We start from the raw sequence: 15954 nt of genomic DNA on the forward strand, positions 1-15954 counted from the left end.
GCCCAGCCCCCTAACCCCCTGAAGGGGAATGTTTTGTTATAGTTTAATATTATGATAGCGGTTTTATGCCGCGTATTTCTTTTAGTTTCATTACCATGCGCTCGGCGTCGGTTGCTACCCATTCGGTGTATTCATCTATCGCTAACAAGCGTAGCTCGTCGTCAATATAACCTTCCTCTACCATTTGTTTCGACATGGCTACTTTAGCCCAGATGCCTGCTTTGTTGGTAAAGTTTTCCTCGCCCTTTTGGTAAACCTCGTCGGCGTTAAACTCCGCGATATTGGTAAAACCGGCTTCTTCAAAATATCCGGGCAGGTCTTCGGCTATGTGGTTGTTCATACCGGCATCGCCACGCCACCTTAAAAAGGTAGCGTAAAACCGCAGCATGCTTGGCGGCGGTTGCGGCTGCCATTCCAGCGCTTCATGGTTATAATCCAATATAGAAACTGTTCCGCCTGGTTTTAGCAACGAATACATTTTTTTCAAAGCTTCAACAGGGTTGTTCAGCCATTGTAAAACCCTTGCCGCTACAATTAGGTCGAACTTTTCTTCGGGTTCAAAAGCAAACAGGTCGGTATAAATCAAATCAAGGTTTTTTACCGAAGCGTAAGTTTCCCTGCCGCTTTGTATAAAATACTCCGTATTATCAATACCCGTAACATGACCGGTATCCCCAACTTTAGCGGCTATATCTTTAGATATCGCCCCCGTACCACAACCCACATCCAACACCCGCAAACCAGGTTTTAGGGCAGAAGCGAGCGTTGCATAATCATTCGCCAAACTACGTTCGTCAAATAACTTTGCGGTGCCTTTGCCTTCGCGTTGTATATGCTTGTTGGTTGTTGTCATTGGGTCATTGCTTCGCTGGTCATTGAGTCATTTTTAAACTCATAACTCAGCACTTATAACTCACTACTTATTTTCAAATTCCTGGATCAATTCCTTTTTGCTCAGGATGTAGTCTATATCATCGTAGCCGTTGGTCATGCAGGCTTTTTTGTAGGGGTTAACCTCAAAGCTTTCCTGCTCGCCGGTAGTTACCAGGCGGATGAACTGGTCTACCAGGTCAATTTCAACTACAGCGTGTTCATCAGCATACACCGCGTCGAAGATCTTCTTTAAAAAATCTTCGCTCACCTGTACGGGTAGCAAGCCGTTGTTAAGGGCGTTGCCTTTAAAAATATCGGCAAAAAAGCTGCTCACTACGGCATCAAAGCCATAGTCGGCAATGGCCCAGGCAGCATGCTCTCTGCTACTGCCGCAACCAAAGTTTTTGCCTGCAACCAGTATTTTACCGCTATAGTTTGGGTTGTTGAGCACGAAATCCTGTTTAGGGTTATCATCGCCATCAAAACGCCAATCGCGAAATAAGTTATTGCCAAAGCCCTCGCGGGTAGTGGCTTTCAAAAACCGCGCAGGGATAATCTGGTCCGTATCGATGTTCTCGATAGGCAAAGGCACCACGCTGGTTTGTATGTGTTTGAATATTTTGGTACTCATCTTTTTTAGATTTGAGATGTCAGATATGAGATTTGAGACTTTCGTCCGCCATTTCAATATCCGTGTAATGTTCTACAGTTGGGAAAGGGTTATAAAAATGATGTAATAAACCTTTCCATTCCTGGTATTCTTTTGATTCTCTGAAGCCAACTGTATGGTCGGTAAGTTTTTCCCATTCAACCAATAAAATGAATTGGCTGGTATGCTCAATACATCTTTTTACTTGGTGAGATTGATAACCGGCCATTTTTGATATGATGCCTTGTGCTTGTGAAAATGCTCTTAAAAAGTCATCCTCCTGGCCGGGTATCACGTTGAGTATGGCAACTTCGAGTATCACTTTATTTAGATTTGAGATACCAGATGTGAGATATGAGATTTTTGAAGCTGTCTCAAATCTCATATCTCACGTCTCTTATCTATTTATGCAAATTCTGATTCAGACAAAAACTCCCTGATATCCGTCACAACCCCCGTAATCGCACTTGCAGCCGCTGTTAAAGGGCTTGCCAGGAAGGTGCGGCTGTTTGGTCCCTGTCTGCCTTCAAAATTGCGGTTGGAGGTAGATACGCAATATTTACCTGCCGGGATCTTATCCTCATTCATACCCAGGCATGCACTGCAGCCAGGTTCGCGAAGCGGGAAGCCTGCGGCATCAAATATTTTATCCAGTCCTTCGCGGATGGCTTGTTCCTGTACCTGTTTGGAGCCGGGAACTACCCATACCACTACGTTATCTGCTTTGTGTTTGCCTTTTACAAATTCGGCCACCTGGCGCAGGTCTTCAATGCGCGAGTTGGTGCAGCTGCCGATGAAAACATAATCAATAGGTTTGCCTAATAATTGTTCATCATCATGCAGGCCCATGTAATCAAGGGCTTTTTTGTATGATCCCTGTTCTTTTGCCTCGAACGAAGCAGTTTCGGGAACGTGTTGTGTAACGCCAATACCCATACCCGGATTTGTTCCGTACGTGATCATTGGCTCAATATCTTCGGCTTTAAAGGATAATACTTCATCAAACTGAGCATCTTTGTCAGAGTATAAAGTTTTCCAGTAAGCTACTGCTTTGTCCCACTCTTCACCTTTAGGGGCAAATTCGCGGCCTTTTACATATTCAATGGTTGTATCATCAGGAGCTATTAATCCGCAACGGGCACCCATTTCGATGCTCATGTTACAGATGGTCATACGGCCCTCCATACTTAATGCACGGATGGTGTCGCCGGCATATTCTACCGCGTAGCCTGTACCGCCGGCGGCAGAGATTTTGGAGATGATATACAGAATGATATCTTTTGCGCCAACACCGTTTTGCAGCTTGCCGTTAACCTCAATCTTCATACGTTTTGGGCGCGATTGCAGCAAACATTGCGTTGCCATCACCTGCTCAACCTGTGAGGTGCCTATACCAAACGCTATGGCACCAAAGGCGCCGTGTGTTGAAGTATGGCTATCGCCGCAAACATAAGTGCCACCCGGACGAGTAATCCCCAACTCGGGGCCTATTACGTGTACGATACCCTGGAAAGGGTGACCTAAACCATAAAGCTCGATACCAAATTCAGCACAGTTTTTGGTGAGCATATCAACCTGGTAGCGGGAAAGTTCTTCTTTTATCGGGAGGTGCTGATTAATTGTAGGAACGTTATGATCAGCAGTGGCCACTGTTTGTTTTGGCCTGAAAACCGGTAAACCCCTGGTGCGCAAACCATCAAATGCCTGCGGACTGGTTACCTCGTGAATGAAGTGTGTGTCGATGTATAAAATATCCGGAAAACCCTCGTTGCTACTGACGACGTGCGCATCCCATATCTTATCAAATAATGTTTGTCCCATGGTGTTAAAGTATCAAGTAGTAAGTATCAAGTAATAAGACAGCTACGGGAGCGGCCTTTTGATTTTGATACCACATTATAGTATCAAGTAGTAAGTATCAAGTATCAGGACTGCATAAGCGGTATCGATACCTGATACACTCTATTACAGTATCAAGTAGTTAGTACCATGCAAGTCAAAAATCTTACTACTTGATACTAACTACTTACTACTAAACCTACGCTTCTACAACCTGGTTTTCAGGGCGTAAGCTGCGTACAGTTTTACCTGCAAGCCATAATTCGCTTTCGCGTAATTCTTTCAGCTCGGCGTCTAATTTTTCGCGGTAATCCGGCTGGCTGTTCAAATCAATTGAACGTTGTGATTCTTTGCCGGTTGCAACGCTTTTGTATAATTCTTCAAATACCGGTTTAGTGGCATCACGGAATTTTTTCCACCAATCTAAAGCACCACGTTGTGCTGTAGTTGAGCAATTGGCATACATCCAATCCATACCATTTTCTGCAACTAATGGCATTAATGATTGGGTTAACTCTTCAACAGTTTCGTTAAAAGCCTCAGATGGTGAGTGACCATTTGCACGCAATACATCGTACTGAGCGGCAAAAATACCCTGGATACAACCCATCAGCGTACCACGCTCGCCGGTTAAATCGCTAAATACTTCTTTTTTGAAGTTGGTTTCAAATAAGTAACCGCTACCTACAGCAATACCTAATGAAATTACACGATCAAACGCTTTGCCTGTAGCATCCTGGAAAATAGCGTAGCTTGAGTTTAAGCCACGGCCTTGCAGGAACATACGGCGTAATGAAGTACCCGAACCTTTAGGGGCAACCAAAAATACGTCAACATCAGCAGGAGGAACAATACCAGTCTGCTCGTTAAAAGTAATACCAAACCCGTGAGAGAAGTATAATGCTTTACCCGGAGTAAGGTGTTTTTTTACGGTTGGCCATAAAGCAATTTGTGCAGCATCGCTTAGTAAGTAGCAAATTACTGTTCCTCTTTGTAAAGCTTCTTCAATTTCAAAAAGGGTTTCGCCCGGTACAAAGCCATCGCTTACAGCTTTATCCCATGTTTTTGTGCCTTTACGCTGACCAACAATAACATTGATGCCATTGTCTTTTTGGTTTAGCGCCTGGCCCGGACCTTGAACGCCATAGCCAATTACTGCTACAACTTCATCTTTTAGTACTTCCTGAGCTTTTGATAAAGGGAACTCATCGCGGGTAACCACATTTTCTTCGGTACCGCCGAAATTTAATTTTGCCATTGTTTTATTGTTTGTTTTTTGGGATTTCACCGTTTTATAGGTGATTTCACCGATTTTGATTTTATAATTTATTTAAGTTTATACACTCCAATTGTATTTCATTGCGTCCAATCCTGGTATCAGACATGTGTTGTTGCTATCACTTTCATCAACAAATATTTTAATCTTATCCCCGGCTTTCTTTTCATTTATCAGCAACATATCTGTTGTTACCGACTTTCCAAAAACTTTACTCCCAAATCCGTCCAGAAAATAATAGTTTACCAAAAAATTTTGTCGCCATCTGTTCCTCATTTGGCCGGCAGCGTTGGAAACTATCGATACTAAGTAAGCTTCTTCAACTCTCCCAGTTTTATAAAGTTTGAATTTTTTTAATGCCGGTAATAGTCCAACCAAAAGGAAAATTACTCCTAATATTAAAAATACACCCGGTAAAATAAAAAACAGACCAAAGGGAAAGCCAAATGGTTTTAGGTTTTTAATTACCGACTGGTTATTATAACTCAACACTTGTACCGTACCCCTAACAGAAAAATTCGCGGCTTTTTCTAAGTCAAAAGTTGCAAATTTGTCCGAAACTATTTTACCGTTGTCTTCAAACTCATAACTGATAATTTCAGGGTGCTCACCGTTTACGCTTACATTATTCATTGCACCGATGTAAGTTATTTTAGCTCTCTTTTCTGTGCCGTTTTTTTGTATCGCGTCAAAGTCGTATTTCTCGTAGGGCTTTTTAAGCGCGGTTGTCAACGTTAATAACAAGGGCAGGATAACAAATATGCTAAGGGCAGTAAAAATGATACCTAAAAAGGAAAAAGGCGTTCTCTCCTTAAGCAGTTCATAAAATACTTCCCAATTAACATGCCTTTTGCCGTCCATTTATCAGTAATGGTTATTTTTTATTACATTATTCCTCACTCCCCCTTCAGGGGGCCGGGGGGCTTTTACATCGTAAATACTTTTTGTCCCTGGTTTAAATATTCGTTCTCAATAACGTCTTCGCCCGGTTCAAGGCGCTCAAACTCGCGCAATTTACGGTTAAATCCGTCACTATCTTTAATAATTGCAACACGTGCGCTGCGCACAAACTCAATCAGGCCGTAAGGCTGCAAAATACTGATCAGGTTATCTGTTTCTTCGCGATGTCCGGTGGTTTCAAACACGGTGTAATCTTTACGGATTACCACCGCACGGGCGCCATTCTCACGTAACAAACGCTCAACGCTTACCTTCTCGGCAATCACATCTGTCGATACTTTATATAACGCCATTTCCTGCCAAATCACATCTTCATTGGTATGGTAGTATACTTTTAATACCTCTACCTGTTTTTCAATCTGGCGGGTAAGTTTGCGTACCACATCTTCCGATTCGGTGATCACAATATTGAAACGGTGAATATGCTCTATCTCTGATGGAGATGTATTCAAACTATCGATATTGATTTTACGTCGCGTAAATATAATGGCTATCCGGTTTAACAAACCAATCTGGTTTTCGGTATAAACCGTGATGTTAAATTCCTGTTTTTCTGTATCCTGGGTCATGATTTCTTTTTTTAAGTTCCCCCTTCAGGGGGTTAGGGGGCCTATTTTAACCTGATCTCGCTTACACTGCAACCTTGCGGTACCATTGGGAATACGTTATTCTCTTTGGTAACCATTACTTCTAAAAGGAACGATCCCTTGTTGCTCAGCATTTCATTTAATGCTGATGGAAGATCCTTACGGTCGTCAATACACTTGCCGGGGATGCGGTATGCTGCTGCCAGCGCCACAAAATCCGGGCTTTGGATATCAACAAATGAGTAACGGCGCGAGTTAAACAATTCCTGCCATTGCCTTACCATACCCAGGAAGCGGTTATTCAGGATGATAATTTTTACATCGATACCGCTTTGCATAATTGTACCTAATTCCTGGCAGGTCATCTGGAAACCGCCGTCGCCAATGATAGCTACCACAGTGCGGTGCTGCGCGCCAAATTTAGCACCGATGGCAGCCGGCAGGGCAAAGCCCATAGTACCTAAACCACCGCTGGTAACGTTGCTGCGGGTATTGTTGAATTGGGCATAACGGCAGGCCACCATCTGGTGCTGGCCTACATCGGTAACTATTACAGCTTCGCCTTTGGTTATTTCGTTAAGTTGCTTAATCACCTCGCCCATGGTCATTTCTGCCGATGTTGGGTTTAGTTCAGGTTCAATTACCTGCTCCACTTCCTGGCGGGTGTATTCATTGAATTTAGCAAGCCATTCGGTATGCTGTTTCTGCTCAACCAATGCAGTAAGCAACGGCAGGGTTTCCTTACAATCGCCCCAAACCGGTACGGTTGATTTTACGTTTTTGTCTATCTCGGCCGGGTCGATATCCAAATGGATCACCTTAGCCTGTTTTGCATATTTATCAAGGCGGCCGGTTACACGGTCGTCAAAACGCATCCCGATAGCTATCAATACATCGCATTCATTGGTCAACACATTTGGGCCATAGTTACCGTGCATCCCCAGCATGCCCACATTTAGCGGATGATCTGTTGGGATAGCGCCTGCGCCTAAAACAGTCCATGCCGCAGGGATCCCGCTTTTTTCAACAAAAGCTTTAAACTCCTGCTCGGCGCTGCCTAAAATTACACCTTGTCCAAAAAGGATAAATGGTTTTTTCGCTTCGTTAATTAAAGCGGCAGCTTCCTGGATATACTGCGGGCGAACTATAGGTTTTGGCCTGTAGCTGCGGATATGGTTGCAGGGTGTATAACCTTTATAGTTAAACAGCTGAATCTGCGCATTCTTTGTAATGTCGATCAATACTGGTCCGGGACGGCCGCTTTTGGCAATGTAAAAAGCCTTGGCAATCACTTCAGGGATCTCATTGGCATCGGTTACCTGGTAGTTCCATTTGGTTACCGGGGTAGTAATGTTGATTACATCGGTTTCCTGGAAAGCATCGGTACCTAAAAGGTGCGCGAAAACCTGGCCGGTGATGCATACCAATGGTGTGCTGTCAATTTGCGCATCGGCTAAGCCTGTTACCAGGTTAGTTGCACCAGGACCGCTGGTTGCAAACACCACACCCACTTTACCGGATGTACGCGCATAACCCTGCCCTGCATGGATGCCGCCTTGTTCATGGCGGACCAGGATATGGTTCAGCTTATCGTTGTAATCAAACAAAGCATCATAAATGGGCATAATTGCACCACCCGGATAACCGAAGATGGTATCAACACCTTCAACAATCAATGCCTCCAATAATGCTACCGATCCTGAAACTTCTATTTCTTGTGATTTCACCGATTGATCTGTGATTTCACTGATTTCCTGAACTATCGTTTGCGTCTCCATATTTTTTTGCCCCCCAGCCCCCTAAAGGGGGAGTGTTAAGTGTGTATTTTATTGTTTTTTTTGCCCATGTTCCTGTTCCCCCTTCAGGGGGTTAGGGGGCTACATTTCGTCTGTTACGCAACCTTCTGCTGCCGATGTTACTGTTTTGGCGTAGCGGTATAATAAGCCTTTGGATACCTTTAAAGCGGGCTGTTGCCATGCTGCTTTACGGGCTGCCATTTCTTCGTCGGTTAATATCACATTGATCCTGTTTGTTGTTGCATCAATAATGATCTTATCATCGTCGTTAATTAAGCCTATTGCGCCGCCGTCAAAAGCTTCGGGGGTGATGTGGCCTACCACAAAACCGTGTGTGCCGCCGCTAAAGCGTCCGTCGGTAATTAATGCTACCGAGCTGCCTAAACCTGCACCAAAAATGGCCGATGTTGGCTTAAGCATTTCGGGCATACCGGGCGCGCCTTTAGGGCCTACGTTGCGGATAACCACCACATCACCTTTTTTGACTCGGCCGCTTTGTATGCCATGTATCAGTTCAAACTCGCCATCAAATACGCGGGCCGGGCCTTCAAAATGGGTACCCTCTTTACCGCTGATCTTGGCTACGCTTCCACCTTCGGCAATATTGCCGTAAAGTATCTGTAAGTGACCGGTAGCTTTAACTGGTTTTTCAACCGGCCATATAATTTTTTGTGTATCAAACTCCAGTTCGGGTACATCTGCTAAGTTTTCGGCAAGGGTTTTACCGGTAACGGTAAGGCAATCGCCATGCAACCAGCCTTGCGCCAAACAATACTTCATCACAGCCGGAACACCGCCAATGTTATGCAAATCTTCCATCATGTATTTACCGCTTGGTTTCATATCGGCCAATACCGGGGTACGGTTACTTACTGTTTGAAAATCGTCCTGGGTTACCTTTACATCTACACTTTTAGCCATCGCTATCATGTGCAGTACAGCGTTAGTGCTTCCGCCCAATACCATAATTACCACCATAGCATTTTCAAATGCTTTGCGGGTCATGATATCTGATGGTTTGATGTCTTTCTCTAACAATATTTTGATAGCCTTGCCAGCTGCCAGGCACTCAGCTTTTTTATCTTCGCTTAATGCCGGGTTTGATGATGAGTAAGGCAAGCTCATACCCAAAGCCTCAATAGCTGCGGCCATCGTATTAGCTGTATAAATACCACCACAAGCACCCGCGCTTGGGCAGGCATTTTTAATGATGCCCATAAAATCAACATCCTCAATGGTGCCGGCCATCCTTTTGCCTAAGGCCTCAAATGCCGATACAATGTTCAGGTCTTCGCCTTTCCAGTGACCAGGCTTAATAGTACCGCCGTAAACCATGATAGACGGGCGGTTTAAACGCCCCATGGCCATAATAGAGCCTGGCATGTTTTTATCGCAGCCCGGCAAAGTAATTAAGCCATCATAATACTGAGCACCGGTAACAGCTTCAATCGAGTCGGCAATAATATCACGGCTCACTAATGAATAGCGCATACCTTCGGTGCCGTTGCTCATGCCATCACTTACGCCAATAGTATGGAATATCAAGCCTACCATGTCCTCATCCCATATACCTTGTTTTACGACCTTTGCTAAATCGTTCAGGTGCATGTTACAGGTGTTGCCATCGTAACCCATACTGGCCACACCGACCTGTGCTTTGCGCATATCATCGTCGGTTAAACCAATCCCGTAAAGCATCGCCTGTGCGGCCGGCTGGGTTGGGTCTTGCGTAAAGGTTTTGCTATACTTATTCAATTCTATAGCCGCTGTAGTATCTGATGATGAACTCATTTTTATTTTTTGGATAGACTAACTTTGTATATTATTCTGCTTGTTGACCAGGTTTATATGATTGCTCGAATCAATAAACGTAAGGTAGATATAGCAACCGCGAATAACAATAGTCAGGATTTATTTTTTCAAAAAGTATAATATATCTTAATATATTGATTTAACAATATAAAATTACGCATTTTAAACTATTTAAAGAACATAGTTTTTAACAAAATAGACCAAAGTTCAAAACGGTATTCGGTACATATTTTATGCATGCATAGTAAATTGCCAATTTTCTTCCTAAAATGGGGTTGGTGACCGGAAAAGTTTGACAGATGTGCAGATTTCAGGTGTGCAGATATGCAGATGAAGCAACAATCGCTTCGGGTCAAAATCTGCAGGTCTATATTCTAAAATCCAGGCATCAAAAAATATAACATCTGCACATCTGAAACGGCGGAGCACTCAACGGAGTTAATCTGAAATCCGCACATCTATCCGGCTTCTTTTGTTAATTTTACTAAATTTTAAAGGCCGAGCCTAAAAGGGCTACTGTTACGTTTTTTTACTAATTATAGTGATAGCTATTAATTTAAATATATTACCAACCGGTTTACTGGGCGATTATTTGCAGCAGGTTGATAGCTCTTTGGCTCAAAAATTTGAGTTGTTAAAAGAAAGTGAACTCTCAGCAGATACCTTTAGCTTTTACACGTCTGTATCGGCGGTATTCTCATCCAAAATTGAAGGAGAAAGCATCGAACTCGATTCCTTCATGAAGTACAAAATGCTTGGCGTTAAATTCCTGCCCGATTATACTCAAAAGATAGATGACCTATACGATGCTTACCAGTTTGCACAACGTTCCGTACTAAACCTTTCTACTACCAACGAAGCACACACCATGCTTACCAAACATATCCTGCAACGTGAGCGCCGGGCCGTTTACGAACCGGCAATATGTTTGTAATTACTCCCGATGGTAAAATAGAATATGTTGCCTGTGCTCCGAGCCTGGTTGAACAGGATCTGAATAAATTATATGCTGATATTGCGACTTTATTATTAAAAACAGCGTTAAGCGTGACAGAAGTATTCTTTTTTGCCGCGTTGATCCACCTGGTGTTTGTAAAGATCCATCCGTTTGAAGATGGCAATGGCCGGACAGCCCGATTACTCGAGAAATGGTTTTTAGCACAGAAATTAGATACACAAGCATGGTTTCTTCAATCAGAAAAATTGTATTACAATCAGCATCGAACATATTACAACAACATCGGGCTACTGGGTTTGGAGTATGATACTTTAGACTACTCAAAAGCGTTACCTTTTTTATTGATGCTGCCACAGACATTGGACATATCAATTTGATCTCTTTAAAATTCAATCAAAAAAAAACGTCCGGGTGCTATACCCGGACGTTTTTTCTGAAAAATAAGGGTATAGTTTATTTATGCAGAATTCCTTCGGTTAAAATAATGACCTTATTGTTTAATGCTTCAACTACGCCGCCTTTGATAAAAAACACTTCTTCTTTACCGGCGTTGCCCCCACGTACAACCAGCTTACCATCCTGTAAGGTTGATATGATAGGCGCGTGGTGGTTTAATATCTCAAATAATCCCAAGGTACCAGGTACGGTAACCGATGTGGCTTCGCCCTCGTAGATCTTTTTATCGGGAGTAAGAATTTCTAAAGTCATTTCTTTTTAGATGTGAGATATGAGATGTGAGATGTGAGACAACTTGTCTCCTGATCTGATATCCTATACCTCTTGTTCTTTTAATATGAGTATGAGATTTGAAATGTTAATCTCAAATCTCATATCTCAAATCTCATATCTTAATTATTAGCCTCTGCCAATAATTTTTTACCTTTTTCAATGGCATCTTCAATGCTTCCAACTAAGTTGAATGCACCTTCGGGGTACTCATCAACTTCGCCATCCATGATCATGTTGAAACCTTTGATGGTATCTTTAATGTCAACCAATACACCTTTTAAACCGGTGAACTGCTCGGCAACGTGGAATGGCTGAGAAAGGAAACGCTGAACACGACGTGCGCGTGATACAACCAGTTTATCTTCTTCAGATAACTCGTCCATACCCAAGATGGCTATGATATCCTGGAGCTCTTTGTAACGTTGTAAGGTTTCTTTAACACGTTGAGCGGTATTGTAATGCTCATCGCCCAAAATAGCCGGGCTTAAGATACGTGATGTAGAATCCAAAGGATCCACAGCAGGGTAAATACCAAGTTCTGCAATTTTACGTGAAAGTACGGTTGTAGCATCTAAGTGGGCAAATGTTGTTGCCGGCGCAGGGTCGGTCAAGTCATCCGCAGGTACGTAAACGGCCTGCACAGATGTGATTGAACCACGTTTGGTTGAAGTAATACGCTCTTGCATGGTACCCATCTCAGTTGCCAGTGTTGGCTGGTAACCTACCGCAGATGGCATACGGCCTAATAACGCCGATACTTCAGAACCTGCCTGTGTAAAGCGGAAAATGTTGTCGATAAAGAAAAGGATATCGCGGCCTTTGCCATCCTCATCACCATCGCGGAAATACTCGGCAATGGTTAAGCCCGATAAAGCTACACGCGCACGTGCACCAGGAGGCTCGTTCATTTGACCGAACACGAAGGTTGCTTTTGAATCTTTCATCATTTCGGTATCTACTTTAGATAGATCCCAGCCACCTTCTTCCATTGAATGCATAAATGCATCACCATATTTTATAATGCCTGCTTCAAGCATCTCGCGCAAAAGGTCATTACCTTCACGTGTACGCTCGCCAACACCTGCAAATACAGATAAACCTGCATAAGCTTTCGCGATGTTGTTGATAAGCTCCTGAATTAATACTGTTTTACCTACACCTGCACCACCAAACAATCCAATTTTACCACCTTTTACATAAGGCTCCAGCAAATCGATTACTTTGATACCTGTAAACAATACTTCAGTTTCGGTAGACAAATCTTCGAAACGCGGAGGGGTATTGTGAATAGGGCGGCCATTGGTTTTGTCAAGATTTGGTATACCATCGATAGCATCGCCTACTACGTTAAATACACGGCCTTTAATGTTTTCGCCAACCGGCATTTTGATAGCCGATTCCAAATCCAAAACTTTCATGCCACGTAGCAATCCGTCTGTTGAATCCATCGCAATCGCGCGTACACGATCTTCACCTAAATGCTGCTGAACTTCTAAAATGATTTTTTGGCCATTATCTTTCGTGATCTCTAACGCGTCATAAATTTTAGGGAGATGAGCGTCATCAGCGAAACTTACGTCAACTACCGGACCGATGATCCGTGATATTTTTCCAATGTTTGGCATATATAACCTGGTGTTTAAGAATTTTCCTTTTTAATAGTATCCTGCTTGTAAAATATAAGATGCTATTTCAGAGGCGCAAAGATAAAATTTCTATCCCAATTTTAAAATAGAAAGTCAACATTTAGAAAGTGATTTTTAAGTGGCATAGCTAAATAAAAAAAATCTCCCCGAATAATTGCCAAAATATTCGACGTGTTACGCAACAAAAGAAATAATTGCCCCGTAGAAATAACTCCTAATTAAAATTATATACTATTAATTACTCAAAACAAATTATGCGCTTAGCACAGGCTCTACTCATTTCTACGCTTCTGTTTTTTTCGGCATGCAGACTTGATACTACTATTGGCCCGGAAAAAAAAGCAGAGGTAAGCGGAAGCACGCCGACTGCCAATGCTGGCTTTTACAGCCGCTACATCGCCATAGGCGATTCACAAACTGCCGGCTACACCAACGACGGCTTATATAACTGGGGAATTTACAACTCCTTTCCCAATATTTTTGCAGGCAGCTTGGAGGGCGCGGGTTTAAAAACATTTAATCAGCCGTTGTTTAGCATTGCCCAAATGAACGGCACCGGCTTTATGGAACTAAAAGGCGCCGACGCCAACGGCCAGCCTATGATTGTAAGGGATACCTTAAAAACTGCTATTCGCGGCAATATCAATATCAGCGGTGCAGGTAACGTGCAATTGCTAAGTAAGTTCACTGGCGATAACGACAATTTTGGCGTAGCCGGACTAAAAGTGGCCAATGTAACCGATGTACAAACCGGGAATACCAACAGGTATTTTGAAAGGTTGCTGCCATTAAGTGCCCCGGCAAATAATACCAGTTATATAGATTTTGTTACCAGCAAACCATTCGGCTTTTTCACCCTCAATTTGGGCGTCAACGATGTTTTTGATTATGCAACAGGCGGCGGGGTAAAACCATCGGCCTTAACAGACAAAACAAGATTTAATACAACATATACCCTGCTGGTAAATAAATTGACAGCTAACGGAGCAAAAGGAGTACTAACCACCATTCCGGACGTAAGTGCCCTACCGTTTTTTACTGCGAAGACGCTGGCCGATGTATTAATTAAAACGAAAGCCATTAATCCCGCCTTTGATAAATTATATATCGAAGCCAAACAAAGTTCGGATGTTGCCCAGGACGGTTACGAGGTTCGTGCTGCAACAACAGCCGACTTATTATTGTTAAGCCTTAACGTTGCCCAGATAGGCAAACAGGTTTCCACAACGCACGGATTGCAGTATTATGGCTTATCGCCCTATGCTCCTATCGAAAATAAATGGATACTTGATGTTAACGAAAAAACTATCGCATCTGATTACGTTAGCGCTTATAACACCTCTATCCGTACCATTGCAACGGGTAAAGCACTCGCGTTATTTGATGCCTATGTCTTTTTTAATGAGGTTAAAAACGGCACTACTGTTCAAGGCATCGCTGTTTCATCAAATTATTTAACCGGAGGGTTGTTTTCTTTAGATGGCTTTCATTTAGGCCCGCGCGGCAATGCCGTTTTGGCTAATAATTATGTTGCGGTTACCAACGCAAAGTATGGCACCGCTTTAAAAGAAGCCAAACTTTCTGATTACAGCCCCAACTGATCGCCAAAATCAAGCACAATTTTGCCAATATGCCCACTGCTTTCCATAAGTTGGTGGGCTTTTGCGGCTTCGGCAATAGGGAAAACAGCATTTACAATGGGTTTGATTTGGCCGGATACCAACAGTGGCCAAATAACAGTTTTCAATTTATGTGCGATAGCGCCTTTAAATTCCACCTCGCGCGAGCGCAGCATCGAGCCGGTAATTATGAGCCGTTTTCGCATCACCTGGGCAAGGTCAACCTGAACATTATTGCCGTTCATGGTATTAATAAGCACCAAACGACCTTCAACAGCCAGCGATTTAATGTTGCCCGCTGTATAATCGCCGCCTATCATATCCAGTATCACATCAACGCCTTTACCTTTAGTGATATCATTAATACTATCTGTAAAGTTTTCCGTTTTATAGTTAATAGCCTTTGCCGCGCCTAAAGCCTCGCAAAAGCGGCATTTATCTTCCGATCCGGCTGTTATATAAACCGCATGCCCCAGGGCTTTGGCCATTTGGATAGCGGCAACGCCAATACCACTTGAGCCGCCATGAACCAATAATGTTTCGCCATCCTTTAAACCTGCACGATCAAACACGTTGCTCCAAACGGTAAAAAACGTTTCGGGCAGCGAGGCTGCTTCTGTAAACGAAAGATTTTCGGGTATCGGCAGGCATTGTTCTTCGGGGGCATTACAATATTCGGCATAACCGCCGCCTGCAACCAGGGCACAAACTTTATCGCCAACCATCAGGTGAGTTACTGTTGCACCAATAGCCACCACAGTGCCGGCAATTTCTAAACCCGGGATATCCCGCGGCGCGCCGGCAGGTGGCGGATAATTACCCTTTCGCTGAAAAACATCCGGCCTGTTAACACCCGCAGCCAGTACCTTAATTAATACTTCGTTATCGGCATAAGCCGGTTGGGGCCTTTCCTGCACCTGTAAAACCGACGGATCGCCGGGCCGGGTTATAATAACTGCTTTCATTTTGATAAAATGATATATTGTTGGCCAACTGTAGATAAAAATAACCCTTCGTCGAAAATTTTAAGTCAAAAATGACAATTCAGACTTAGGACTTACGACTGAGTACTTATGACTTACCAGTATTCAAAGATAACTTTAATCAATGCAGGAATGTTTAATAAATAAATGGTGTTAAAAAGTATCAATCGCACACCTAACAGTCATATTGTTGCAATCAGAAAAAATTCGTACGGTTGTTGTACCTT

At 43.2% G+C, this 15954-nt stretch carries 15 protein-coding genes; 3 read left to right on the top strand and 12 right to left on the bottom strand.

What is annotated here, in order from left to right; translation table 11 throughout:
* Positions 1-49 precede the first annotated feature (49 nt).
* The 9 genes from AC1RM2_RS08490 to ilvD form a co-directional block, all read right to left on the bottom strand.
* On the bottom strand, positions 50-853 hold the full coding sequence (locus AC1RM2_RS08490; protein WP_492984577.1) for a class I SAM-dependent methyltransferase: 804 nt from the start codon (positions 851-853) through the stop codon (positions 50-52).
* 63 nt (positions 854-916) lie between these two features.
* On the bottom strand, positions 917-1504 hold the full coding sequence (gene leuD / locus AC1RM2_RS08495; RefSeq protein WP_492984578.1) for a 3-isopropylmalate dehydratase small subunit: 588 nt from the start codon (positions 1502-1504) through the stop codon (positions 917-919).
* A 19-nt stretch (positions 1505-1523) separates the two neighbouring features.
* The gene (locus AC1RM2_RS08500) at positions 1524-1844 is read right to left on the bottom strand and encodes an antibiotic biosynthesis monooxygenase family protein (RefSeq protein ID WP_492984580.1); all 321 of its coding nucleotides are present in this window, start codon (positions 1842-1844) and stop codon (positions 1524-1526) included.
* A gap of 83 nt (positions 1845-1927) precedes the next feature.
* Complete coding sequence (leuC, locus tag AC1RM2_RS08505; protein WP_492984582.1) at positions 1928-3343, bottom strand: 3-isopropylmalate dehydratase large subunit; 1416 nt, start codon at positions 3341-3343, stop codon at positions 1928-1930.
* 217 nt (positions 3344-3560) lie between these two features.
* The gene (gene ilvC / locus AC1RM2_RS08510; RefSeq protein WP_274211845.1) at positions 3561-4619 is read right to left on the bottom strand and encodes a ketol-acid reductoisomerase; all 1059 of its coding nucleotides are present in this window, start codon (positions 4617-4619) and stop codon (positions 3561-3563) included.
* Between the two features lie 78 nt (positions 4620-4697).
* Positions 4698-5270, bottom strand: a complete 573-nt coding sequence (locus AC1RM2_RS08515; protein WP_492984583.1) for a hypothetical protein — start codon at positions 5268-5270, stop codon at positions 4698-4700.
* A 293-nt stretch (positions 5271-5563) separates the two neighbouring features.
* Positions 5564-6166, bottom strand: a complete 603-nt coding sequence (gene ilvN, locus AC1RM2_RS08520; protein WP_090643201.1) for an acetolactate synthase small subunit — start codon at positions 6164-6166, stop codon at positions 5564-5566.
* A gap of 41 nt (positions 6167-6207) precedes the next feature.
* Positions 6208-7962: a biosynthetic-type acetolactate synthase large subunit gene (gene ilvB, locus AC1RM2_RS08525; RefSeq protein WP_492984584.1), complete on the bottom strand. Its 1755-nt coding sequence runs from the start codon at positions 7960-7962 to the stop codon at positions 6208-6210.
* A gap of 99 nt (positions 7963-8061) precedes the next feature.
* Positions 8062-9771, bottom strand: coding sequence for a dihydroxy-acid dehydratase (ilvD, locus tag AC1RM2_RS08530; protein WP_492984586.1), 1710 nt, complete (start codon positions 9769-9771; stop codon positions 8062-8064).
* 562 nt (positions 9772-10333) lie between these two features.
* On the opposite strand from ilvD, the gene AC1RM2_RS08535 reads away from it, so the two are divergent.
* Together AC1RM2_RS08535 and AC1RM2_RS08540 are read left to right on the top strand one after the other, a co-directional pair.
* A complete protein-coding gene (locus tag AC1RM2_RS08535; protein WP_492984588.1) occupies positions 10334-10726 on the top strand; it encodes a hypothetical protein in 393 nt (130 codons plus the stop codon).
* Positions 10717-11127, top strand: a complete 411-nt coding sequence (locus AC1RM2_RS08540; RefSeq protein ID WP_492984589.1) for a Fic family protein — start codon at positions 10717-10719, stop codon at positions 11125-11127. Before AC1RM2_RS08535 ends, AC1RM2_RS08540 begins: the two co-directional genes overlap by 10 nt.
* Positions 11128-11203: 76 nt before the next feature.
* Here AC1RM2_RS08540 and atpC read toward each other — a convergent pair whose 3' ends face one another.
* Positions 11204-11458, bottom strand: coding sequence for an ATP synthase F1 subunit epsilon (atpC, locus tag AC1RM2_RS08545; protein WP_492984590.1), 255 nt, complete (start codon positions 11456-11458; stop codon positions 11204-11206).
* A gap of 140 nt (positions 11459-11598) precedes the next feature.
* The gene (gene atpD / locus AC1RM2_RS08550) at positions 11599-13104 is read right to left on the bottom strand and encodes a F0F1 ATP synthase subunit beta (protein ID WP_492984591.1); all 1506 of its coding nucleotides are present in this window, start codon (positions 13102-13104) and stop codon (positions 11599-11601) included.
* 275 nt (positions 13105-13379) lie between these two features.
* On the opposite strand from atpD, the gene AC1RM2_RS08555 reads away from it, so the two are divergent.
* Positions 13380-14726, top strand: a complete 1347-nt coding sequence (locus AC1RM2_RS08555; RefSeq protein ID WP_492984593.1) for a G-D-S-L family lipolytic protein — start codon at positions 13380-13382, stop codon at positions 14724-14726.
* Here the strand turns inward: AC1RM2_RS08555 and AC1RM2_RS08560 are convergent.
* Positions 14711-15709 carry an NAD(P)H-quinone oxidoreductase gene (locus AC1RM2_RS08560; RefSeq protein WP_492984594.1) on the bottom strand — a complete coding sequence of 333 codons (999 nt, stop codon included), beginning with the start codon at positions 15707-15709 and terminating at the stop codon, positions 14711-14713. The two genes, AC1RM2_RS08555 and AC1RM2_RS08560, sit on opposite strands and share 16 nt — an antisense overlap.
* Positions 15710-15954: the final 245 nt, after the last annotated feature.

Source organism: Mucilaginibacter sp. GW822-FHT03E02, assembly GCF_058801545.1.

Excerpts from the sequence above, each read along its gene's own strand:
- AC1RM2_RS08490 (WP_492984577.1), bottom strand. The coding sequence starts at position 853 with ATGACAACAACCAACAAGCATATACAACGCGAAGGCAAAGGCACCGCA.
- leuD (WP_492984578.1), bottom strand. The coding sequence starts at position 1,504 with ATGAGTACCAAAATATTCAAACACATACAAACCAGCGTGGTGCCTTTG.
- leuC (WP_492984582.1), bottom strand. The coding sequence starts at position 3,343 with ATGGGACAAACATTATTTGATAAGATATGGGATGCGCACGTCGTCAGT.
- ilvC (WP_274211845.1), bottom strand. The coding sequence starts at position 4,619 with ATGGCAAAATTAAATTTCGGCGGTACCGAAGAAAATGTGGTTACCCGC.
- AC1RM2_RS08515 (WP_492984583.1), bottom strand. The coding sequence starts at position 5,270 with ATGAATAATGTAAGCGTAAACGGTGAGCACCCTGAAATTATCAGTTAT.
- ilvN (WP_090643201.1), bottom strand. The coding sequence starts at position 6,166 with ATGACCCAGGATACAGAAAAACAGGAATTTAACATCACGGTTTATACC.
- ilvB (WP_492984584.1), bottom strand. The coding sequence starts at position 7,962 with ATGGAGACGCAAACGATAGTTCAGGAAATCAGTGAAATCACAGATCAA.
- ilvD (WP_492984586.1), bottom strand. The coding sequence starts at position 9,771 with ATGAGTTCATCATCAGATACTACAGCGGCTATAGAATTGAATAAGTAT.
- AC1RM2_RS08540 (WP_492984589.1), top strand. The coding sequence starts at position 10,717 with ATGTTTGTAATTACTCCCGATGGTAAAATAGAATATGTTGCCTGTGCT.
- atpC (WP_492984590.1), bottom strand. The coding sequence starts at position 11,458 with ATGACTTTAGAAATTCTTACTCCCGATAAAAAGATCTACGAGGGCGAA.
- atpD (WP_492984591.1), bottom strand. The coding sequence starts at position 13,104 with ATGCCAAACATTGGAAAAATATCACGGATCATCGGTCCGGTAGTTGAC.
- AC1RM2_RS08555 (WP_492984593.1), top strand. The coding sequence starts at position 13,380 with ATGCGCTTAGCACAGGCTCTACTCATTTCTACGCTTCTGTTTTTTTCG.
- AC1RM2_RS08560 (WP_492984594.1), bottom strand. The coding sequence starts at position 15,709 with ATGAAAGCAGTTATTATAACCCGGCCCGGCGATCCGTCGGTTTTACAG.